General features: G+C 61.8%; 21 protein-coding genes. 5 read left to right on the top strand and 16 right to left on the bottom strand.

The features are described from left to right. Positions 1-289 precede the first annotated feature (289 nt). The 3 genes from J2129_RS02960 to hxlB are packed head-to-tail and all read right to left on the bottom strand — an operon-like array spanning position 290 to position 3,068. A complete protein-coding gene (locus J2129_RS02960) occupies positions 290-1,324 on the bottom strand; it encodes a M42 family metallopeptidase (RefSeq protein ID WP_209629357.1) in 1,035 nt (344 codons plus the stop codon). Positions 1,325-1,350: 26 nt separating this feature from the next. Beyond that, positions 1,351-2,463, bottom strand: coding sequence for a pyridoxal phosphate-dependent aminotransferase (locus J2129_RS02955; RefSeq protein ID WP_209629356.1), 1,113 nt, complete (start codon positions 2,461-2,463; stop codon positions 1,351-1,353). Between the two features lie 5 nt (positions 2,464-2,468). Further along, entirely contained in the window at positions 2,469-3,068 is a 600-nt protein-coding gene (gene hxlB / locus J2129_RS02950; RefSeq protein ID WP_209629355.1) for a 6-phospho-3-hexuloisomerase, read from the bottom strand. Between the two features lie 114 nt (positions 3,069-3,182). Here hxlB and J2129_RS02945 point away from each other — a divergent pair, with 114 nt between their 5' ends. Next, positions 3,183-3,971, top strand: coding sequence for a site-specific DNA-methyltransferase (locus J2129_RS02945; protein WP_209629354.1), 789 nt, complete (start codon positions 3,183-3,185; stop codon positions 3,969-3,971). A gap of 290 nt (positions 3,972-4,261) precedes the next feature. Here the strand turns inward: J2129_RS02945 and J2129_RS02940 are convergent, their stop codons facing one another. Next, the gene (locus tag J2129_RS02940) at positions 4,262-4,594 is read right to left on the bottom strand and encodes a DUF1622 domain-containing protein (protein WP_209629353.1); all 333 of its coding nucleotides are present in this window, start codon (positions 4,592-4,594) and stop codon (positions 4,262-4,264) included. 98 nt (positions 4,595-4,692) lie between these two features. Here J2129_RS02940 and J2129_RS02935 point away from each other — a divergent pair, with 98 nt between their 5' ends. Together J2129_RS02935 and J2129_RS02930 are read left to right on the top strand one after the other, a co-directional pair. Next, positions 4,693-4,971 carry a glutaredoxin family protein gene (locus J2129_RS02935; RefSeq protein WP_209629352.1) on the top strand — a complete coding sequence of 93 codons (279 nt, stop codon included), beginning with the start codon at positions 4,693-4,695 and terminating at the stop codon, positions 4,969-4,971. Next, positions 4,968-5,471 (top strand): ferredoxin-thioredoxin reductase catalytic domain-containing protein, encoded by a 504-nt coding sequence (locus J2129_RS02930; RefSeq protein ID WP_209629351.1) that lies wholly within the window; start codon positions 4,968-4,970, stop codon positions 5,469-5,471. The genes J2129_RS02935 and J2129_RS02930 overlap by 4 nt, the downstream gene beginning before the upstream one ends. Positions 5,472-6,089: 618 nt before the next feature. Here the strand turns inward: J2129_RS02930 and J2129_RS02925 are convergent. The 7 genes from J2129_RS02925 to J2129_RS02895 form a co-directional block, all read right to left on the bottom strand. Further along, on the bottom strand, positions 6,090-6,773 hold the full coding sequence (locus J2129_RS02925; protein WP_209629350.1) for an HAD family hydrolase: 684 nt from the start codon (positions 6,771-6,773) through the stop codon (positions 6,090-6,092). Further along, positions 6,737-7,747 (bottom strand): hypothetical protein, encoded by a 1,011-nt coding sequence (locus J2129_RS02920; RefSeq protein WP_209629349.1) that lies wholly within the window; start codon positions 7,745-7,747, stop codon positions 6,737-6,739. The genes J2129_RS02925 and J2129_RS02920 overlap by 37 nt, the downstream gene beginning before the upstream one ends. After that, positions 7,744-8,232 carry a hypothetical protein gene (locus tag J2129_RS02915; protein ID WP_209629348.1) on the bottom strand — a complete coding sequence of 163 codons (489 nt, stop codon included), beginning with the start codon at positions 8,230-8,232 and terminating at the stop codon, positions 7,744-7,746. The genes J2129_RS02920 and J2129_RS02915 overlap by 4 nt, the downstream gene beginning before the upstream one ends. A gap of 38 nt (positions 8,233-8,270) precedes the next feature. Next, positions 8,271-9,026: an ABC transporter ATP-binding protein gene (locus tag J2129_RS02910; protein WP_209629347.1), complete on the bottom strand. Its 756-nt coding sequence runs from the start codon at positions 9,024-9,026 to the stop codon at positions 8,271-8,273. Continuing rightward, positions 9,020-10,147: an iron ABC transporter permease gene (locus J2129_RS02905; RefSeq protein ID WP_209629346.1), complete on the bottom strand. Its 1,128-nt coding sequence runs from the start codon at positions 10,145-10,147 to the stop codon at positions 9,020-9,022. The genes J2129_RS02910 and J2129_RS02905 overlap by 7 nt, the downstream gene beginning before the upstream one ends. 22 nt (positions 10,148-10,169) lie before the next feature. After that, positions 10,170-11,330, bottom strand: coding sequence for an iron ABC transporter substrate-binding protein (locus tag J2129_RS02900; protein WP_348632282.1), 1,161 nt, complete (start codon positions 11,328-11,330; stop codon positions 10,170-10,172). A 131-nt stretch (positions 11,331-11,461) separates the two neighbouring features. Further along, positions 11,462-11,776, bottom strand: a complete 315-nt coding sequence (locus tag J2129_RS02895; protein WP_209629345.1) for a hypothetical protein — start codon at positions 11,774-11,776, stop codon at positions 11,462-11,464. Positions 11,777-12,346: 570 nt separating this feature from the next. On the opposite strand from J2129_RS02895, the gene J2129_RS02890 reads away from it, so the two are divergent. Next, a complete protein-coding gene (locus J2129_RS02890) occupies positions 12,347-12,772 on the top strand; it encodes a fasciclin domain-containing protein (RefSeq protein ID WP_209629344.1) in 426 nt (141 codons plus the stop codon). 487 nt (positions 12,773-13,259) lie between these two features. Then, positions 13,260-14,045, top strand: a complete 786-nt coding sequence (locus tag J2129_RS02885) for a hypothetical protein (protein ID WP_209629343.1) — start codon at positions 13,260-13,262, stop codon at positions 14,043-14,045. An 814-nt stretch (positions 14,046-14,859) separates the two neighbouring features. Here the strand turns inward: J2129_RS02885 and J2129_RS02880 are convergent. The 5 genes from J2129_RS02880 to J2129_RS02860 all read right to left on the bottom strand — a co-directional run bounded on the left by J2129_RS02880 (position 14,860) and on the right by J2129_RS02860 (position 19,892). Beyond that, positions 14,860-16,038: an STAS domain-containing protein gene (locus tag J2129_RS02880; protein ID WP_209629342.1), complete on the bottom strand. Its 1,179-nt coding sequence runs from the start codon at positions 16,036-16,038 to the stop codon at positions 14,860-14,862. A gap of 10 nt (positions 16,039-16,048) precedes the next feature. Next, complete coding sequence (locus tag J2129_RS02875) at positions 16,049-16,453, bottom strand: ATP-binding protein (RefSeq protein ID WP_209629341.1); 405 nt, start codon at positions 16,451-16,453, stop codon at positions 16,049-16,051. A 3-nt stretch (positions 16,454-16,456) separates the two neighbouring features. Beyond that, positions 16,457-17,827, bottom strand: coding sequence for a SpoIIE family protein phosphatase (locus J2129_RS02870; protein WP_209629340.1), 1,371 nt, complete (start codon positions 17,825-17,827; stop codon positions 16,457-16,459). Between the two features lie 954 nt (positions 17,828-18,781). Continuing rightward, positions 18,782-19,408: a class I SAM-dependent methyltransferase gene (locus tag J2129_RS02865; protein WP_209629339.1), complete on the bottom strand. Its 627-nt coding sequence runs from the start codon at positions 19,406-19,408 to the stop codon at positions 18,782-18,784. Then, on the bottom strand, positions 19,395-19,892 hold the full coding sequence (locus J2129_RS02860) for a peptidylprolyl isomerase (RefSeq protein ID WP_209629338.1): 498 nt from the start codon (positions 19,890-19,892) through the stop codon (positions 19,395-19,397). Before J2129_RS02860 ends, J2129_RS02865 begins: the two co-directional genes overlap by 14 nt. Between the last annotated feature and the right edge of the window lie 15 nt (positions 19,893-19,907).

Here is a 19,907-nt window from a genome sequence, read left to right as displayed (position 1 = left end):
ATTAAAACGGCTCTGTAGAAACCCTCCTGATGGTTCTCTTCGACGGGGGGCTGGCCGCCCCCCGAACCCCCCGCCACGCGATAGGTCGTGGACGGCAATCCCCTCTTCATGGTCATTTTGTGTGCCTTCCCGGCTCCATCGTGGTCCTGGGGGTCCGGGGGCAGAGCCCCCGGCGTGATTGTGTGGGAAGGCGATTGAGTTACCCTTGCACCGAGAGGAAGTGAGGGTTTCTACAAAGCCATAATATCAAACACCGGGCTCCCTCATCCCGCCCCGCAGAAAAAAAGATTTAGAAGTCCGGTTTGGACTTCAGCGCCTCGACGAGGAGCGCCGCACCGTTCTCGATATCGGCGAGGTCGAGCACCTCGACCGGAGAGTGGATGTACCTCGTCGGGATGCTCAGCGTCGTCGCCGGGATACCGCCCCGCTCCAGGTGGATGGTGGTGGCGTCGGTGGTCCCGCCCTTCCCGACCTCAAGCTGGTAGGGCACCTCCTTTGCCTCGGCCGCCTGGCGCAGCCATGCGACGACCGTGCGGTTCGCGATGAGCCCGCGACCATTGCTGTCGACGATGGTGATCACCGGACCGGCTCCCATCTCCAGGGAAGCGTCCTTCTTCTCGATCCCCGGGTGATCGCCAGGGATCGTGGTGTCGGTGGCGATGGCGCAGTCGGGGTTGAGCGAGTAGGCGACGGTCTTTGCCCCCTTCAACCCGACCTCCTCCTGCACGGTGAAGACCCCATAGATCGTGTGCGGCGACTCGACCTTCTTGAGTGTCTCGATGAGCATCGCACACCCGGCACGGTTGTCGAAGGCCTTGCCGGTCACGCGCGTGTTTGCGAGGGGCCGGAACTCCCTATCGATGCTGACCGGGGTGCCGACCTCGATCCCGAGCGCCGCGGCATCCTCAGCCGAGGTCGCCCCGATGTCGATGAACATGTCGTCCACCTTGGGCGGACGCTTGCGGTCCTCCTCCTTCATCACATGGGGCGGCTTGCCGCCGACCACGCCATAGACCGGGCCCTTCGTCCCGTGGAGCACGACACGCTGGGCATACAGCGTGGGGTCGTACCATCCGCCGATGGTGACGAACCTGACAAAGCCCTTCTCATCGACATACTTGACCATCGCCCCGATCTCGTCCATGTGCGCCGCAAGCAGGACCGAGAAATCGTCGCCCTTCTTGACGGCGATGAGGTTGCCCATCGAGTCTTCCCTGATCTCGTCGACAAAGGGCGCGACCTCGGCCTTGATGACCTCGGCGACGCTCCCCTCGCTCCCCGAGATCCCGTGGGCATTGGAGAGTTTTTTCAAGAGTTCTTTCATATCATTCACCTTTCTTTTCTGAGACCTTAATCTTCAAGGACCGCCTCGGCGATCCTGGCCAGCGCCCGCCGCAGATCGTCCTGCGACGCCGCATAACTGATCCTGGCGTAGTCGGGCGCGCAGGTACCGAAGGCCGAACCCGGGACGATGATTACCCCTTTCTCGATGATCTTTGCAAAGAGGTTCTGGCCCATCGGGACAAACGCATAGAACGCTCCCTCGGGCGCCGGGAACCTGAACCCAAGGTCGGCAAGCCCGGTACAGAGAAGGTCGCGGCGTGCCCGGTATTCCTCGCGCATCGCCGCCACCGGCGACTGGTCCCCGGTGAGCGCCGCCAATGCCGCATACTGCGAGATGGATGTGGCGCACGCCTGGCAATACTGGTGGACCTTGATGCACTCATCCACCACCGCCTCGGGCGCGGCCATATAGCCCAGACGCCACCCGGTCATCGAATAGGTCTTGGAGGTGGCGTTGATGGTCACGACGTCCTCGCCAAACCGCGCCGCACTCACGTGCGGTGTGCCGTAGGTGAAGTGCTCGTAGACCTCGTCTGCGACGACGGTGACGCCTTTGTCCTCGGCATACTCGACCAGAGCCTTCACCGACTCCTCGCTCTCCACCATCCCGGTCGGGTTCGCAGGTGTGTTCAGGACGAGCAGACGGGCGCCGTCCATCTGTTCCTTGGCCGCTTCCACATCGAGGTGAAGAGAGGCGTCGAGGCCGAGCCCCTCGGTCCGGCCGCCGGCAAGCGTGGCAAGCGCCGCGTACGAGACAAAACCAGGGTCGGCGATGAGCACCCGGTCGCCTTCGTCCACCAGGGCCTGCATCACGATATGGAGAGCCTCGCTCGCACCCGCCGTGACGATCACCTGGTCGGGCGAGTACGAGAGGGCGTTCTCGCGCCTGAACTTCTCGCTCACCGCCGCGCGCAGTTCAGGGACCCCGGCGTTCATCGTGTAGCCGGTCATCCCCTGGTCGATCGCCCGCTTTGCCGCTTCCCTGATCAGGGGCGGCGTCGGGAAATCGGGTTGGCCGAGACCGAGATTGATCGAGTCCTCGCCCGCCCCTTCAAACATCTTCCTGATCCCCGAGATCTCGATCCCGCGGACCCGCTCTGCAAACCGCTCTTCAGCCATACCGATCACTCGATATTGGCGTGCCTGCACTTGAGGTCTTCGACATTGGTCTCGGTGATCTCCATCAGGCGCGAGACGATCGCGTCTGCAAAGATCATCGAGGTCGTCTCAAAGATCGTGCCAAGGGGCGCGAAAGACTTGTGCTGCCCCATCATCTGCCTGACCTCGAACTCGGCCGACTCGTCCTTCACCTCGTCGCGGTGGCTCTCGATCTCGACGGTGCAGTCGGCGATCTTGCCGATCCGCGAGTCCGAGTTGGACGTGATCAAGCAGACACGGCCGCCGATATCTTTGGCCGTCTCGGCAAGTTCGGCGACGGTCTTGGTCTTGCCTGAGCCTGAGAAGACGACCAGGACATCGCCCTCCCCCATGGCAGGGGTGACAGTCTCGCCGACGACGTACGAGTGCAGTCCGAGGTGCATCAGCCGCATGGCAAAGGCCTTTGCCACGAGTCCTGAGCGTCCCGCCCCAAGCACATAGATCCTCTTTGCACAGAGGAGTTCCTGGAGGAAAGACTCGACTTCGGCGTCTGCGATCGTGTCAGCGATCGAGGCAATCTTTGAGGCCATCAGACCCATCATATCCTGAACAACGTGATTCTCCATGATCCTACCAGACAGGTGGTCGTGCCAACTACATTAGAATATCGTGGTCTGTGGCCAGAGAGACCAATAGGAAACGTCATCACGAGTGAGAACGACATTTATTCCGGAGAAAGAATGAAGCGGAGAGAGCCTTATTTTTCATGCGACGGTGCGACGCTCCTGCACGGCGATGCGGTCGAGTGCATGGAAACCATCCCAGAAGGCTCAATCGACCTGATCTTTGCCGATCCTCCTTATAATCTTTCCAATGGCGGGTTCACCTGCCAGGGAGGGAAGAGAGCGCCGGTTGACAAGGGCGCATGGGACCAGAGCGCAGGGGTCGAGGAGGACTTTGCGTTTCACCGCCGGTGGATCGAGGCCTGTGGCCGGGTGCTCAGGGACGGGGGGACGATCTGGATCAGCGGGACATATCACTCGATCTATGCCTGCGGGTTTGCCCTCCAGGTCCTGGGGTTCCAGATCCTCAATGATGTCTGTTGGTACAAACCCAATGCCCCGCCCAATCTCAGTACCCGCTACTTCACCGCAAGTCACGAGACTCTCATCTGGGCGAAGAAGGGCGAGGGACGGCATACGTTCAATTACGACGAGATGAAGTATGGCGAGTGGGAGTACGATGTCATCAAGAGGCCTGGCAAACAGATGCGGTCGGTCTGGTCGGTCCCGGCCCCCAAGCCCTCAGAGAAGAAGCAGGGCAAGCATCCGACCCAGAAGCCGCTCGCTCTCTTAGAGCGGGTGGTGCTGGCGAGTTCTCTTGAAGGCGACCTGGTCCTCGATCCCTTTGCCGGGAGTTCGACGACCGGGCTTGCGGCCGTGATGCATGGCCGCCGGTTCCTCGGGATCGAGCGGGAGCAGGAGTACCTCGACCTCTCGGTTCGAAGGTTTCGGGCGTTGATGGACTGAGCACGGCCTTCGAAGACCGTTAATATTTCGGCCCTGTAGAAACCCTTCCCTTTTCTGGGTACGTGCGCGATTCCCCCACCTTCCCCTATCTTCTCACCCGGGGCGCGGCCCCCTGACCCCAGGGATGAAGATTGAGTCGGGAAGGCACATTCAACGTTCTTGAAGAGGAGCATACGGTCTTCGACCAATCGTGGTGGAGCGGGGGTCAGGGGGTGCAACCCCCGGTGAGAAGAAAGGCTGGGGCAGCAAGCCGCAAAGCGGGGCCATATTACTCCGCTCCACAGACCTGATCAATCGAACACAAATTCCTGTGCCTCTTTTGTAAGAAAATATCCGAGGATCGTTCTGATGATGACCGTCGCCCCGAGGATGAGCAGTTCCTCCTGGCTCGGAGCGATGAGGGTGAGAAGGATGTCTGAAGCGATGAGGAAGTCGAGGCCGAAGACAATCTTGGCGGTGAACCCGAGCCTGATGTCGTGATACTTGAATGGTTTTTTGAGCACCTCTTTCTGCAGCGTCCTCACGATGGCCCTGATGCCGCCGTAGATGATCACGAGTGCCCCTGCAAAGCTCAGGCTCTCTGCAGCAAGTCGGTAGACCTCGACGAGGAGCGCAAGACTCATCGACTGAGAGGGCGACCTCCGCGGGCATCAACCTTTTGTTCTGGGCCTGATCGGGATCACAACTCTTATCCAGAAGGGGGGCCACTCTCGCATATCGTATGGACCTGATACATGTCGATGGCAAGAACAAGGGGAGGGTCATGCTCTATGCCCTGAGCACCTGCGGGTGGTGTGCAAAGACCAAAGACCTTCTTAAATCGCTTGGCGTGGAATATGACTACCTCTTTGTCGACCGTCTCTCTAAGGAGGAGATGGAGAAGGTCTACACCGAGATGGTCAACCGCTACAACCCGATGGGGTCGTTTCCCACGCTGGTGATCAATGGCAGGACGATCGTGGGCTACCAGGAGGACGAGATCAGGGAGGCGCTGGTGTGACCGAGGAGGTCAGCGAGGCGGAGGTCGAGGAGGCGTACCGCCGCCTGGACCGCGAAGCCGGGGCCGGGGGTTACCATCTCAATCCTGACGCCGCGTTCGTGAAGGGACTGGTGAGGGGTCTCCTGGTCAATGAACGCCGGTACGGCTACCCGGCATGTCCGTGCCGCCTCAGCACCGGGGAGAAGGAGGCCGACCTCGACATCGTCTGCCCGTGCGACTACCGCGACCCCGACCTCACCGAACACGACGCCTGCTACTGTGCCCTCTATGTCTCGGGGGCGGTCGCCGCCGGGGAGAAGGCGGTCGGGCCGGTGCCAGAACGCCGCGCTCCCGGGGGACCGGCGAAGCGTGTCGCAGACCAGACGGCACCACTCGCCGGTCCGCTCCAGTACCCGGTCCATAGGTGCCGGGTCTGCGGCTACCTGTGTGCGAGAGACGACCCCCCCGAGGTCTGCCCGATCTGCCGGGCGAAGAAGGACCGGTTCGAGCGGTTCCTGTGACCATTGGCCGCCCAGGCATGAGGGTTCAAGGCCTTCACTCTCCTATTCAAGATCTTTGGTTCTGCCATTCCATGTTGAAGGAGAGAGGGCCCGATTGCTCTCTCTCCTCGCGAGAGGACAATAGGAAGAATTCCATTCAATTTCCCGCCCCCGCCAATCTTTATTGTGGGGAGTTCGAGGAGCCTCCCCCCGGCGCGAGATTAAAGTGAAATGTCTACAATTAAGGGAGAGCGTTCTGATCAACGTGCCTTCCCCTATCATACGCGCCGGGGGCTCTGCCCCCGGACCCCAGGGATGACGATTGGACCGGGAAGGCATCTCCGACAATCCCAGAGAGGGGGTTGCTGTCCCCGACTGTATCGTGTGGGCGGGTGCGAGTGAGCGTGATAAAATCTCGATCCTGTAGGGACCCTCACCGCTTCTTCATGTGAACATGACTCACCTAACTTCCCATAGTTTCTCGTTGGGGGCGCTATCGAAGATCAAAGATCTTCTCAGGTTCGCTGACGCTCGCATCCCCAGGATCCACAGGACCACGATTGGACTGGGAAAGCATCTCCGACGATCCCGAAGAGGGATTTGCCGTCCCTGACCTTATCGTGTTTGCGGACCGACCGATCAGATCCCAAGGGCCGGGAGGAGGTCCCTGATATCCTCAAGCACATAGTCGGGCCTGCAGATGGGTTCAGGCCCCTCGCTGTGATCGCCGTACAACGCATAGGCCGCCTGCATCCCAAGTGCCCTGGCGGGGGCGACCTCGCGGCGGATGCTGTCGCCGACGACCATCGTCTCGGCCGGGTCGGCGGAGAGGGCATGAAGGGCGCACCGAAACTGTGTGGGGTCGGGTTTTTTGCGGCCGGTCAGGTCAGGAGTGACAAGATAGGAAAAATAGTTCCTGACCCCGACCTCTTCGAGTCGCGCCATCGCCTGGAAGGAATAGGCATCGGTGACGACGGCCATGGTGAGACCGGCACCGGCGATGGCCTCAAGCGTCTCCTCCACCCCGTCGAAGAGCCTTATCGAGGTGAGTTTTGTGTGTTCGTAGACCCAGCAGGCGCGGCCATAGGCCTCTCTCTCGGCGCTGAACCCGGCAAGATAGTCCCTGATATTTTGCAGGTCCTCGTAGCCCACGCCCGGGCGCCTGAAGTACTGGTAGAGCGCTTCGGCCTCGCCCTCCCCAAAGTCCTCGACCACCGCCCGGCACGCCTCCCTCTTTGCGCCGACAAAATCCCAGAGCGTGTTGTCCATGTCGAAGAGGACGTGCCTTATCGCCTGATCCCCAGGGCCGAAAGTTTCCTGCATACCTCGATGTCCCTCTCGCACTCGGTATAGCGGTCATCACCGATGAAAGTTAGCCTGAAGGCATCGGGGTCGTCGCCCTTGCCTCCGAACTCGCCGAAGAGCACGGCCGAATCGATGGTGACGACCCCGAAGGAGAGGGCGAGATGGGCGATGAGCCTGAAGAAAGTCTCTGGCGAGGCATGGTGGGGTCGTGGGTGGTACGGGGCCCTGAAGAGAAAATATTCCACCCCCTCGGCATCGCAGAGATCGGCCATCGCCCCGTCCGCAGTGAGGAGGACCGGCAGGCCGAACCGTTTCTCCTCGAACCGGCGGAGGGCCTCGACGATCATCTGGTCGTTCTCGCGGGTGGCATGCACCGCCTTCTCCCCCTCCTCAAGGAGGAGGGCCCGGTCGCGGAGGGCCTTGTACTCGGGCATCGCAAGGTACGCTGCCTTTCTCGACTTCTTCTTCCGGCGGTTCTCGAACTCGGCGATGTACCAACTGGCCTCGGGCGCGCTCTCCCGCAGTTCGGCGATGAAACGGGCCGAATATTTGTGGTTGAGCACGTACTCGATCTCCTGGCGCACGATCCCCGTGAGGATCACCTCGTCGGGACGGAGAGCGCGGCTCGTGGTGAAGAAGCGGTGGTACATCAGGTTGGTATCGAGCCCAAAGGAGATCTCTTTCTTCAGCCCGCGGTAGACCTTCGCCTTCTCCCTGAACTCTTCCATGTTCGCATAGGTCGTGACCCCGCTTGCAAGCAGACACTCCTCGAAGTCCGAGAAAAACGGCATCTCCATCGCGTGCTCGCCGAACCTGAGCGAGGCGGCATAGAACTCGTCGGGGTTCGAGAGGATCGAGATCTGGTAGCCGGTGCCTCTGGGCCGCGCCTCGAGGAGACGGATCCCGTAGATCGGGTACGAGACAGTGACCTCGCCGCCGAAAAAGTTGATGAGGGCCGGGATCTCCTGGCTCGTGATCACCATCTCGCTCATCCGCTCCCCTCCTCGACGAGGTCGCGGAGAGGCTGGATGTGGAGGGGGATGAGGAGGTAGGGGCTGGCCGGGGGGTCGGGGATGGGCAGGCCGAGATAATAGATATGGTCGACCTGAAGCCCTTCGGCGGCAAGGTCCAGGCAGACCGAGACGATCGCCGCCTTCCGTCCTGGCGTGATGTCGAGGGCGGTCTCAAACCCCCTGGCGACAAGGGCGCGGACCAATCCGGTCACCTCCCTGCCAGCGGCGGTATAGTCCCCTTCGGCCACCCTGACGACCGAGACCTCGGGGGAGAACCCATAGCGTGCAGAGATCAGCCTGAGCCCTTCCAGCACCGGGCCGAGCCTGCTCTCCTCCCAGGCGACGAGATGGACCTCGGCCGGGCGGGCGCCGCGCTCACGCAGCACCGCATGATAGGTGTTGAGGAGCGCCCAGCCCGAACGCCCGGCAAGGGTGAGGTAGGCCTGCGCCCGCTCCTGAGGCATACTCCTGGATGAGAGGAGCGGGCAAAAAAGGTTGCTGTTTAGATGGCCGGGATCACGAGCGGGAACCCACGGTGGGTCTCCACCTCAACCGGCACCCCATAGACGGCGGCGATGACCTCGGGGGTCACGATCTCGGGGCCCCCGGCGGCATAGATCGTCCCGCCCTTGAGGAAGATAAAGCGGTCCGAGTATCTCAGGGCGGTGTTGAGGTCGTGCATGGTGAGGACCGCGGCGACGTCATGAGTGGTGACCGCCTCACGCACGGTGTCCATGATCTCGATCTGGTTGCGCAGGTCGAGACTGCTCGTGGGTTCGTCGAGGAGGAGCACCCTGGGCTCCTGGACCAGAGCCCGTGCGATGCTCACCTTCTGGAGTTCACCGCCGCTCATCTCGTCGATGAACCTGAGCGAGAGGTCTTCGAGGCAGAGCCTCTTGATCGCCGCGTCGACGAGTTTGAGGTCGTGCTCGGTCACCTTCCAGCGGATATACGGGCGCCGGCCAAGCAGGATCGCATCAAAGGCGGTGAGCCGCCCGGTCTCGCACCGCTGCGGGACGTAGCCGATCCGCTTTGCGATCTCGAGTTGTTCGAGGCCGAGGACATCGTCGTCGCCGACCATCACTGTCCCGGCTTTCGGGCGGAGGATGGCATTCATGCACTTGAGCAACGTTGTCTTCCCGACGCCGTTAGGGCCCATGATCGAGACGATCTGTCCGATCTCGACTGAGAACTCCACGTCCTCGAGGACGGCCCTCGAGTTGTACTCGAACCTGACATCTGATACTTCAATCAACATCGTGCATACCCCCGTACAAGCAGATACAGGAAGACCGGAGCGCCCATGAACGCGGTGAGGATCGCCACCGGCAGGATGTGGGGGGCGAGCATGACCCTGGCCACGGTGTCGGCGGCGAGGAGAAGCACGGCTCCCGCGACACAGGCGCCGGGGATGAGGAACCGGTGGTCGTCGCCGATGACCCGCCTCACCATGTGCGGGCAGACCAGCCCGACAAATCCGATCACCCCGAGGAAGGCGACGACGATGGCGGTGACCATGGAGGCAAGGAGCATCCCGACGAGCCGGATCCGTTCCACGTTGACGCCGAGCCCCTTGGCGGTCTCGTCCCCGGCGTCGATGGCATTGTAGTTCCAGCTGTTAAAGTAGAAGTACACCGCCGCAAGGATGACCGGGATGGCGATGATGGGAAGTTCGTTCCAGCTTGCCCGGCCCAGGTCGCCGAAGGTCCAGAAGACCATCGCGGCAAGCTGGTTGTCGTCGGCAAAGTACTGCAGGAACATCGTCCCCGCGGTGAAGAGCGAACCGAGGGCGACGCCGGCAAGGACCATCACCTCTGGCGAGGTCCGTCGCATCTTGGAGATGGCCAGGATCACGAGGGTGGCGAGGAGGGCGAAGGCGAAGGCCGAGATGGTAGTGAGGTAGGGGTTGGAGATGTTCACCGAGGTGCCGGTGCTCTGCATCGTCCCGGCCCCGAGGATCATCACCGAGAAGGCCGCCCCAAAGGCGGCGGCATTGGAGATCCCGAGGGTGTAGGGCGAGCCGAGCGGGTTCCTGAGGATCGACTGCATGGCCACGCCGGCGACCGAGAGCCCGAGCCCGGCCGCGATCCCTGCCAGAGCCTGGGGGAGCCTGATGTTCCAGATGATCGAGTCGTTCATCTGGGTGACCTGGCCGGCGAGGGGGTTCGGGAACGAGAGGTTGAGGAGGCCGCTGACCCGTTCGATCAGCCCGGAGACAAGGGCGGTCGCCACCTCGGTCGGCGGGATCCAGACTGCGCCCACCGAGATGGAGAGGATGAGAAGGAGGATGAGGAGGATCACTCCTCCGAGGATGGCCGAGATCTTCCGGCCGGTGTAATGGAGATATTCCTGGGGAACCTCCCCGTCAGCAAGATGCATCCGTCACCTCTCTCCTCTCGGTTCAGATATTCAGTTTCGTGAATGCAAGGTCCTGGAAGCCTTTGTTCATCTCGCCAAAGACCGGTTTCTTCACCAGGAAGGTGTAGATCTCGTCGGCCTCGGCGGCCGGGTCGATGTCGGCGAACTGGTCGGGGTACAGCACCTTGCCGACATAGTAGGCGTCGGCCAGGATGGAGCCCTGGTTCTGGTTGTACCAGTTGTACGGGAGGACTCCGTAGACCTCGCCGTTCTTCTTTGCCGTGAGCCCGGCGTACGAGGGGTCGTTCTTCAGTTCGTCGATGGCGCTGGAGCCGTCGGTGAGCTGGAGGCTTGAAAGGTCGACGAAGATGACGTCGGGGTTCCACTCAAGGATCTTCTCCTTTGCGACCGGCGTGCCGGTCTGGAGCTGCTCTTCAGGGGCCTTCGAGGTGTCGTAGGCGACGTTGACGGCGTTCACGAAGATGAAGGGCGGGTAGGATGTCTCGGTGGACTGGAGCCCGTGCGGGCCGCGGTAGGCGATCCCACCGACATAGGCGCTGGTCTTCTCACTTTCGGGAACGTCCTTGGTCCTGGCATCCAGGTCGGCGATCCGCTCGTCGAAGAAGGCGATCACCTCTTCGGCACGCTCGTCGGTGCCGAGTACCTGGCCCATCGTCCGCAGCGACTGGTAGAAGTGGGCTCTCTGGAAGCTCAGGTCGCCGTAGTTGAGGACGACGACAGGGATCCCGGTCTTCTGCTGGAGTTCGTCGGGGTCGTAGCCTGAGGTGGCCATGGTCTTGAAGATTACGTCCGGTTGGAGGGCGAGGATCTTCTCGGGGTCGTCGTGGCCCCTGAACTCACCGATGAGGGGGTAGTCCTTGAACTGGGGGTTGGCAAGGAAGTACGGGCGGGCGTCCATGGGCTCTTCACGCTGTTCGATGTCGTCGACGCCGACGATCCGGTCCTGGGCGTCGAGGTAGGTGAGGTAGCGCAGGCACCCAGAACCTGAACAGGCGACATGCTCGACAGTGGCGGGGACGGTCACCTCGCGGCCAGCGCCGTCGGTGATGGTGACGGTTTCCGCGTCGTCAGAACCGTCCTGGACGGTGGCGCCGCCTTGCTGGGTTCCGGTACAGCCTGCAATGCAGAGGCATGCCAGAAGGGCTGCCGATATGCAGAGATACAGAATGGTGTGTCGTGACACGGTATATCAACTCTATGTGATATAATTCAGGAGGTGCATTATTTAATCTTATCTTTTTTTAGATTGGTATGATTGTATCACAAGGGCGTTTCATCTGTCTGAATTGTTCTGAATGATCTGCCCGATCATAGTTATACCAGGTGAAGCCCTCCCCCGCAGGTCTGAGGGAAGAGCGGTACCCCGAAGGCCTTCCCCTCCTCGACCGCCTCTGCGGGCATCAACCCCTTCTCCTCCAGGTACGCCGTCGCGATCTCGGGTGATTTCAACCGGTAGAGGGGGACGGTCTCGGGCACCGAGGGGAAGTCGACTGGAGCAGAGATAAGGTTGGCCAGGGCGCCGTTCCGCCCCCCCTCGACAAGGACGGGCACGGCCTGAGCCGCAAGTCTTGTACGAAGACGCGACGAGTCCCAGACCCCCGACCTGTTCTGCGAGGGGGTGATGACCATCTCCGGGTTCTCCTCGCGGTCCAGGAAGAGCAGCGCCTCTTCAATGGTGATCTCTCGCGCCGAGCCGTCGGGGAATAACCTGTCACGAAGGGTGCGGGGTCGTCACCGCCAGGGAAGACGACGCCGATCGCGTAGATCTCCGCCAGCGCCTGGACGGCGATGCCGACTCCTATGATCTTCGTCTTCATCATTTCAGGAATGGCACCACACGGAGTCCTGCATCCGTGTGCCTATTGGCAGGGATTATTCGTGCCATGATATTGTGGGTCCCGTGCGTCCCTGGCCATGAGGGGGCATTACGGGGCCGGAAAGGAGAGGAGAGATCAGGATCTGGGCCATGCCGCCCCATCCCTGCGACCTTCATCCGTCTCCCCCACTCTTTGAAGTCGCCGTTATCCGGGCGCCGCGTGGCACCATGGCCGCATGACCGCTCGAACATGGACCTGGTGTCCGGGCGGGACAGAGCGTCCCGACGCCCACCCGTTCGCGCTGGCAACGGACCGGGTTTTCGGCCGGATCTGTTAAATATGACGAGATTCTATGGGGGCAATCCCGTGGAGGGGATGAGAGATGCAGCAGAGAGCAGTTCAAGCACAGAAAAATATCGTGGAGACCGCGATCGAGGCCGGGCAGTTCAACACCCTGGTCGCGGCAGTGAAGGCCGCGGGCCTGGTCGAGACGCTCAGCAGCCCAGGACCGTTCACGGTCTTCGCACCCAACGACGCCGCCTTCGCCAAGATCCCGAAGGAGACGATCGACCACTTGATGGAGAACCCGAGCCAGCTTGCTGAGGTCCTGAAATATCATGTGGTCTCTGGCACGCACATGGCCGACGACATCGTGAAGATGCGCTCGATCACGTCGTTGCAGGGCTCAGACCTCGAGATCGACACCACCCGCGGCGTCCGCATCAACGGTGTCAGCGTCATCCAGCCAGACATCGTCTGTTCAAATGGTGTCTGCCATGTCATCGACTCGGTGCTGATCCCGAAGTAACTCCTTTTTTTGATTTTGTAGAAATTCTCCTGATGGTCATCTCTGCGCAGGGCGTGCCACTCGACGATCAGAGATCTTCTCGACTCTTTCCGCTCGTTCCCCCGCGCGAGGATAGGCAGAGGACGGCAATCCCCTCGTCATGGTTATTTTGTGTGCCTTCCTGCCCCCATCGCCGTCCAGGGGGTTCAGGGCGGCACTCACCCGCGGCGCGAATACGTGGGGAGGTTAGAGAGGAGACGGTGAGGGCTACATCTGTGCACGACGAAATGGCGGAGATTTCTCCGACATCCCCCTCTCTCTCTCGAAAGGGGGAGGGATCTAAAAATATCGGGACGACCTCGGGGAGTAAATCTCAGATCATGTACATTTTAGAATATTAACGAGTTTTTTAGGGGACCCAATTATCACAACCTCTATATGCGGAGATGACTATATCTCAGCGCAGATATGCACCCCATCATATCCCCCCTAGATCCGAGGAACTGCCATGATACTCCCTGATACACCTGATCACGAATCTGAAGAGAAGAAAAAACCAGAAAAAATCGGTTGCCATGGGAGTCACTGGAATGCTCTCGTCAGGACTGAGGGCGAGGTCCAGGCCGCGGTCGTCGGCGCGCTGGAACATGCAGGGCACCTGAAGATGATCGAGAGACGTAGGACAGTCCTTGCGGCGTTGTCAGGGGGCGAGGTCCTGAAGACCTGCTCGGTCGTCGTCGACCAGGAACTCTGCACCGGGTACCCGTACCTCGCCAGGGGGAGCGTCCACGAGGTCGAGGTCGACAGGGTCGAGGAGTGGAGGAGCAGGGTCGAGGGCCAGGTGAGGGGCCGCCTTGCGGGGGCATGGATCGCCTTCTTCGACACCCTGTATTTCATGCACAAGGAGCGATACGAGACCGGCGGAAGATACCGCTTCTCTCTCGCCGCCCTTGCCTACAGGCTCAGGAGAACGGACCCAGGGACCGTGACCGGGCCTGACGGGAAAGAATTTTCTCTGGAGCATATGGCGGGATACTTTCCCTTCCAGGGCGGGGATGTCGACGACTTCGTCTTCCAGACCCACATCAAAGAGGTCAGAGAGGTCACCTTCGGGACGAGGAGGGTCTACCAGATCACCGCCCCCCTCTTCAGGCCAAGGGACAGGGAAGGGCAGGACGACGCAGAGATCACCCTCTATGCCGCCGAGCACGTCACCGGCGGGTATGTCCCGGCCGTCGGCGATGCCATCTCCGGGGTCATGTGGCTCCAGGGGCACCTGGTCGAGGACTCGTGATGGATGCGGTGGGGAGAGGGAGGGAGATGCGGGATCTGTAGAATCCAGCATAAAGCGAGGTCTCGCCTCACGCATAGGGGATGAACATTTCTCGTCGCGTGCGTTCTTTTTTTTCAAGACTGGAAAATCAGTGAAGACCAAGTTCAATTCTCGTCATGGGGGGTCAGGGGGGACGACCGGAAGGAGTTGAGAAAATTTTTGATCTTCGAGTGCCGCCCGCACCCCCGAGATGATGATGATGATGGGGCCGGGAAGGCATACGATTCAGCCATGACGAGGACGTTGCCGTTCTCGACCACCTGTGTGGCGGGTGCGACGGACGGCAGGGAGCATGAGAAGATCTCTGATCTCCGAGGAGAAGAGGGGCCTCAAGAGGGGTGTCTCAAGGTCGGTGCTCATTCTTTAGCGCGGAACATATCTCATAAATCTCTTCGGGTGAAGATCCCCTCAAACTGAAGTGCTCCCTTTCTGAAATTCTGGCTCTGTAGAAACCCTCCGGATCTCTCTCTGGCGGGGGGCTTGACCGCCACACGATACCCCGCCACACGATAGGTCGTGGACGGCAATCTTTCTTTAGGGAGGTCGAATATGCCTTCCCTGGCCCTATCATAATCCCGGGGGTCCGGGGGCAGCGCCCCTGGCACGAAGAGGTGGGAAGGCAACGAATGCGTGGATGTGTCATGTAGAATGGCAGAGTTCTCCACCATCGTTCATCGAGATTCGCGGATGAAACCAGGGTTCACGCATCCCAGATGGAAAGTATTGCAGGTCTCCGGGGGGCATTCCCCTCGAAGGCGGCGGCGTCCTCTGCCTCTCACGCACGCCTGACCTGCGTGACGTACGCCACTCCCACCTTTGCCCGCCGCAGCCGCGTCGTACCCAGGAGGCGGCAGACGTCCACGACGTCCCCCTCGGCAAAACACCGGTCTATCCCCTTTTCCAGGCTGGCGCCCTGGTCCCAGGGGACGCCCCGCACGACCGCCCCATGGGCATAGTGGCAGAGCCCTTCTTCCGCGGACTCGCCAGGGCGTGCCTGGCAGAGGGCGGCGAACTCCTCCCCGACCGCAGCACGCTCGGCCGCGATCCCGAAGGAGAGGAGGGTGTCGCCATGGTGACGGAACGCTCCTCCCGCACCGGGCACCCCGGCGGTCACGCCCCAGAGAGCGGTCGCCACGACGCCTTCAAACCCGGGCCGGCGCCTCTGCGCCAGGGCGAGGAGGGCACGGTAGAGTGCCGCAAGAGTGAAACTCTCCTGTGGACCCGCCTCGACCGACGCCACCTCATGAAACGGTCCGTCGAGCGCCAGGTCGAAGGCGGTATATGCCACCCCCTCGCCAGGGGTCGCCGGCACCAGGTAGTCGGGGGCGCCATGACCATCGCCCGGCACCCAGGCCATCGCCCCACGCAGGGCGACCATCTCCCCAAGATGCCCGGCCGCCTCGTCCCTGCTGCCCCCGAGCGCCCCGACCCCGAGGGCATAGTTCAGTTCAGAGAGCGGGACGGCCCGCACCTCGTCGCCAGTATGGGGGGCGTGGGGGTTCCCGTGCACCCTGAGATGAGCGGCGGCATGCGTCCCTGGTTCGAACCTGAACTTCATCCCGTCGATCTCCACCGCGGGTTGCTCCAGGTCGGCGATGAGCGAGAGGGTGTCCTCCTCTCGCAGACACATCCTCCTCGCCTCCTCCCGTGACCCGACAATCGAGAAGACGCGGTCGAACCCGGCCATCGAGAGCACCTCCATCGGATAGTGTTCCACATTGCAGAGGGACATGCACCCTCCCCGCGCCTTCATTCTCCTCTGGAGGGAAAGAAAGACCCTGATACCGGCACTGCTCAGGTACTCGGTCCTGGCGAGGTCGACGACCACTGCCCTGTCGTCGTCCTGGAGGGCGCCGTCGATCCCCTCCTTCAGTTCTTCAGCCGCATATCCGTCAAGTCGCCCGCTCACCATGACGGTAAGGAGGGCGCCCTCGCGTGCAGATCTCATCTCCATTGTACTCACCTCAGACGTGTTTGAAAAGTTTCAGGACATTCACCCCGTCCCTGTACTCATATCTCATCTCATCGGTCATCTCACGGATAAAATGAACGCCAAGCCCGCCGATCGCCCGTTCGTCCATCTCCCCTTCAAGGTCGGGCGACGGGACGGCGGTCGGGTCGAAGGGCGGGGCGGCGTCCTCGATCACCACCGCCACGCCCTCGCCGGTTCGCGCGCACGAGAGCCTCACCCACCCCTCACTCCCGGCATACCCGTGGAGGACGATGTTCGTCACCGCCTCGTCGACGGCAAGTTCCATCTCCTGCACCGCCTTCGAAGGGAGGCCGAGGGTCCTGAGAGCGCCGGTGACATGGGCAAGCACCTCTGGAAGGGACGACAACTCGGCACTCACGGTGATAGGTTCGACCATCGCTCACTCTCCTTTCAGCACCATCACGGTGACATCGTCGTCCTGCGGCCCTTCGCCGGTAAAGCCCAGAACCGCCTCCCTGATCGCCCTGATCACTCCCATGGCGGGGAGCCCCCTTGCGGCCCGGACCGTCTCTTCCAGGCGCCTGTTCCCGAAGCCCTCGCCCCCAGGGCCGAAGGCCTCGGTCACCCCGTCGGTGAACATGACCAGGAGGTCGCCGGCCTCCACCCGCACTTCGCCGGCGCCGTACTCCATCTCCTCCGCGGCGCCGAGCGCCACCCCGGTCGGGGCCAGGGAGACGAACTCGTCGGTGCCGCGACGCAGGAGGAGCGGGGAGTTGTGGCCGGCATTGGCATAGGTGAGCGTCCTGGTCTCCTCGTCGAGAACACCGTAGAAGAGGGTGACAAACATCCCGGTATCCGACTCTTCGAGGAGCATGGCGTTGGCGTCCTCAAGGGCGAGACTGACGTCGGGGTGGCGGAGTGCCATCGCCCTGATGATCGTCCTGGAGAGGGCCATGAAGATCGCCGCCGGCACGCTCTTGCCTGAGACGTCGGCGATGACCAGCCCGGTCTTCCCCTCCTGGAGACGGATGGCGTCGTAGAAGTCGCCGCCCACCTCGCGGGCAGGACAACTCACGGCGGCAAGGTCGAACCCCTGCATCGTCGGGATGCTCCTGGGAAGAAAGGTCTGCTGGATCTCGGCGGCGACCTTCAACTCGGCCTTCTTCACCCTGAGTTCTTCCTGGTAGGCGTCGCGTTCGGTCTGCGTCCGCCGTTCGGCAACCAGGTTGGCGATGATGAAGGCGAAAACGAACATCCCGGCTGCGTTGGCCAGGACCATCGGGACCGAGACCTGACGTACCAGGGCCCAGGCCTCCTCGAAGGGCGGGCAGGCGAGGAGGACGAGTCCCATGTGCAACGCCTCCATGCCGACGGCAAACCCGACGACGGCTCCGACGCGGGGCACGGGGGTATCGGCGCGCCTGAGGAGGAGGTACACGACCCCGCCGAGGAGCCCGGCAAGCACGGTGGAGAGGGCGCACGGGACGGCGGTGAACCCACCCATCCCGAGCCTGAACCCGCCGCCGATCAATCCGGCCCCGACCCCGACGAGGGGGCCGCAGAAGACCCCGGCGACCATCGGCCCGAGGTCTCTCACATTGACCGGTGCGCCGAGCACCTCGACGCCGCTCAGGGTGCCGTAGATGGAGAGGGCACCGAAAAAGAGGACCAGGGCGACAGACCCCTTCGGGGTGAGGCGGTGTTCGAGGGCGGCGGTGAAGGTCGGTGTCCTGGTGATGAAGTAGGCGGCGACGATGATGACGCAGATCATCTGGAAGAGGATGATGAAGTCCTCGACCTGGGGATTCATCAGGTCTGTCCCCGGGCGACCGTCGCCAGGTCGACATCCCTTGGGGCTTCACTGACCAAGGAGTCTAGGGCATTCTTCTTCACAGATCTTCTGTCTTTTCCCTGAAGATATAAGTACATTTTTTTCTGCGTGTTCTGGAGATATGCCGCATATACAGGATTTTTCGGTTCTGGAGAAATCCTCTTGATGAATCTCTCCAGCGGGGGGCTTGGCCGACCCCCCCGAACTCTCGACCACGCGATTGGTCGAGGACGGAAGCTCCCCCTTCATGGCCATCTATTCTGCCTTCCAGACCCTATCATCATCCAGGGGATCCGGGTGCGAAGTCCCCTGACACGAGGATGTGGAGAAGGCATGATGATCAGACGTGCCGCCCTCAATCGCAAGATCTTCATCGCCGTCTCGTGCGTGGTGTCGTGCCAAGAAGGAGGGACAGAGATCAGTGCATGATCCAAAGACTCACGATCATTTTCATCCTGAAGTCATCCCAAAACTCTCCAGCCCTCTTCCTCACCGATGAGAGTGATAGATGATCATGGAGAGATTCCTGCTTCTTCATCGCGCATCCATGCATGCATCGCCTCCCCACATCACCGCGCCGGGGGCGCTGCCCCCGGACCCCCGCGGGATGGGGAGAGGGGCGGGAAGGCAGCGAGACGCCATGAAGAGGGGCTGCGATCCCACGCCACTCTTCATCGGCGGGGGGTCGGCAGACACCCCCCAGGCCGAGGATAGGGTTCAGAATTCTTGGAAGGAAGCACCTCGGTTCGAGGGGATGTTCACCCAAAGAGAGTTCTGGGATATGCTCCCTATATGCCTGAGTCCAGGGTTCATGCCTGATTCTACAGAACCGTGAATTCAAATCATTATGGAGATTCATCGTGGGAAATGCCACCCCCGGGCAAGAGTATTCACACGTCTCAGGGCCAGGGACTATGCTCCTGGCATGAAACATTACGGGTGCGGCCGTCTCTCAAAGACCGCCGCGATCTCTGCACGAGGGTGGTCCACGCCCCGCACCCTGAGCGCCCACCTCCTGGTCGTCACCGTGCAGGGAGCAAGAGACGGGAAGAGAGCGGTGCCTTCTTCCTCGGTGAAATAATGGGTGAGGACCCCCTCACCCCGCCGGAAGGTCCAGGGCTCGACCTCCTCCCCTTTTCCCGCCCGCATGTCCATGACCGAGAACTCCTTAAAATAGAGGCGCCCCCCCTCCTTCAGCACCCGGGTGCATTCCATGGCGGCCTCCTCCCGGTCGTCTCTCATAAGGTGGCCGATCAGGTGGAAGGCGCAGACCGTGTCGAAGGACCCCGCCGGGAAAGGGAGACGGCGGGCGTCGCCGACGACGAGGTGCGCAGACGTCGACCTGGCGGCAAGGGCGACCGCACCCCTGGCAAGATCGAGCCCGACGACCGTCGCCCCATGTCCGGTCAACCCGGAGAGCGTCTTGCCGTTCCCGCACCCAAGTTCAAGCACGCGTGCGCCCGGTACCAGGGGCGGGAGGTCATGGACCGCCCCGCCCCAGAGCGCACCCCGGTGCCGGTAATCGCGCTCCCAGGCCTCTTCTCTCTCAGGCGTCCCCATGGCCCTGAATCGAGAGGAGAGTGATGCTGAAGGTGAGATTTTCACCTGCAAGAGGGTGGTTCCCGTCTATGGTAACGGTCGTCTCATTCACGGCGGTCACCCTGAAGATCGCATTCTGTCCAGGCATCATGAACGGCGTCCCGACGACCGCCAGTTCGTCAGGGAATTCGGAGCGGTTGACCGTAGAGACAAGCGCGGGGTTATACTCGCCGTACGCCTCCTCCACAGGGACCGTCACCGTCACCGACTCGCCTTCAGAGAGCCCGAGGACCGCCTTCTCGAAGCCGGGGATCACCTGCTGTTCCCCGATGGTGAACGTGAACGCCTCTTTCCCGACATTGCTGTCAAAAATCGTGCCGTTCTCAAAGGTTCCGGTATACTTGACAGAAACATTGTCGCCGGCCGTCGGTTTTGTCCCGGCGCCGACACATCCCGCGGCGAGGACCAGGGCCGCGACCATGACAATCCCTGCCAGATAGTTCATCCGCGTCATCTCCCT

The sequence above is a fragment of the Methanofollis sp. W23 genome (assembly GCF_017875325.1).
Taxonomy (GTDB): domain Archaea; phylum Halobacteriota; class Methanomicrobia; order Methanomicrobiales; family Methanofollaceae; genus Methanofollis.
This window is presented reverse-complemented; position numbering and strand designations above follow the sequence as displayed.

Coding starts and splice junctions, on each gene's coding strand:
- J2129_RS02960 (WP_209629357.1), bottom strand. CDS start 1,324: ATGAAAGAACTCTTGAAAAAACTCTCCAATGCCCACGGGATCTCGGGG.
- J2129_RS02955 (WP_209629356.1), bottom strand. CDS start 2,463: ATGGCTGAAGAGCGGTTTGCAGAGCGGGTCCGCGGGATCGAGATCTCG.
- hxlB (WP_209629355.1), bottom strand. CDS start 3,068: ATGGAGAATCACGTTGTTCAGGATATGATGGGTCTGATGGCCTCAAAG.
- J2129_RS02945 (WP_209629354.1), top strand. CDS start 3,183: ATGAAGCGGAGAGAGCCTTATTTTTCATGCGACGGTGCGACGCTCCTG.
- J2129_RS02940 (WP_209629353.1), bottom strand. CDS start 4,594: ATGAGTCTTGCGCTCCTCGTCGAGGTCTACCGACTTGCTGCAGAGAGC.
- J2129_RS02935 (WP_209629352.1), top strand. CDS start 4,693: ATGGACCTGATACATGTCGATGGCAAGAACAAGGGGAGGGTCATGCTC.
- J2129_RS02925 (WP_209629350.1), bottom strand. CDS start 6,773: ATGCAGGAAACTTTCGGCCCTGGGGATCAGGCGATAAGGCACGTCCTC.
- J2129_RS02920 (WP_209629349.1), bottom strand. CDS start 7,747: ATGAGCGAGATGGTGATCACGAGCCAGGAGATCCCGGCCCTCATCAAC.
- J2129_RS02915 (WP_209629348.1), bottom strand. CDS start 8,232: ATGCCTCAGGAGCGGGCGCAGGCCTACCTCACCCTTGCCGGGCGTTCG.
- J2129_RS02910 (WP_209629347.1), bottom strand. CDS start 9,026: ATGTTGATTGAAGTATCAGATGTCAGGTTCGAGTACAACTCGAGGGCC.
- J2129_RS02905 (WP_209629346.1), bottom strand. CDS start 10,147: ATGCATCTTGCTGACGGGGAGGTTCCCCAGGAATATCTCCATTACACC.
- J2129_RS02895 (WP_209629345.1), bottom strand. CDS start 11,776: ATGGTCATCACCCCCTCGCAGAACAGGTCGGGGGTCTGGGACTCGTCG.
- J2129_RS02890 (WP_209629344.1), top strand. CDS start 12,347: ATGCAGCAGAGAGCAGTTCAAGCACAGAAAAATATCGTGGAGACCGCG.
- J2129_RS02885 (WP_209629343.1), top strand. CDS start 13,260: ATGATACTCCCTGATACACCTGATCACGAATCTGAAGAGAAGAAAAAA.
- J2129_RS02880 (WP_209629342.1), bottom strand. CDS start 16,038: ATGGAGATGAGATCTGCACGCGAGGGCGCCCTCCTTACCGTCATGGTG.
- J2129_RS02875 (WP_209629341.1), bottom strand. CDS start 16,453: ATGGTCGAACCTATCACCGTGAGTGCCGAGTTGTCGTCCCTTCCAGAG.
- J2129_RS02870 (WP_209629340.1), bottom strand. CDS start 17,827: ATGAATCCCCAGGTCGAGGACTTCATCATCCTCTTCCAGATGATCTGC.
- J2129_RS02865 (WP_209629339.1), bottom strand. CDS start 19,408: ATGGGGACGCCTGAGAGAGAAGAGGCCTGGGAGCGCGATTACCGGCAC.
- J2129_RS02860 (WP_209629338.1), bottom strand. CDS start 19,892: ATGAACTATCTGGCAGGGATTGTCATGGTCGCGGCCCTGGTCCTCGCC.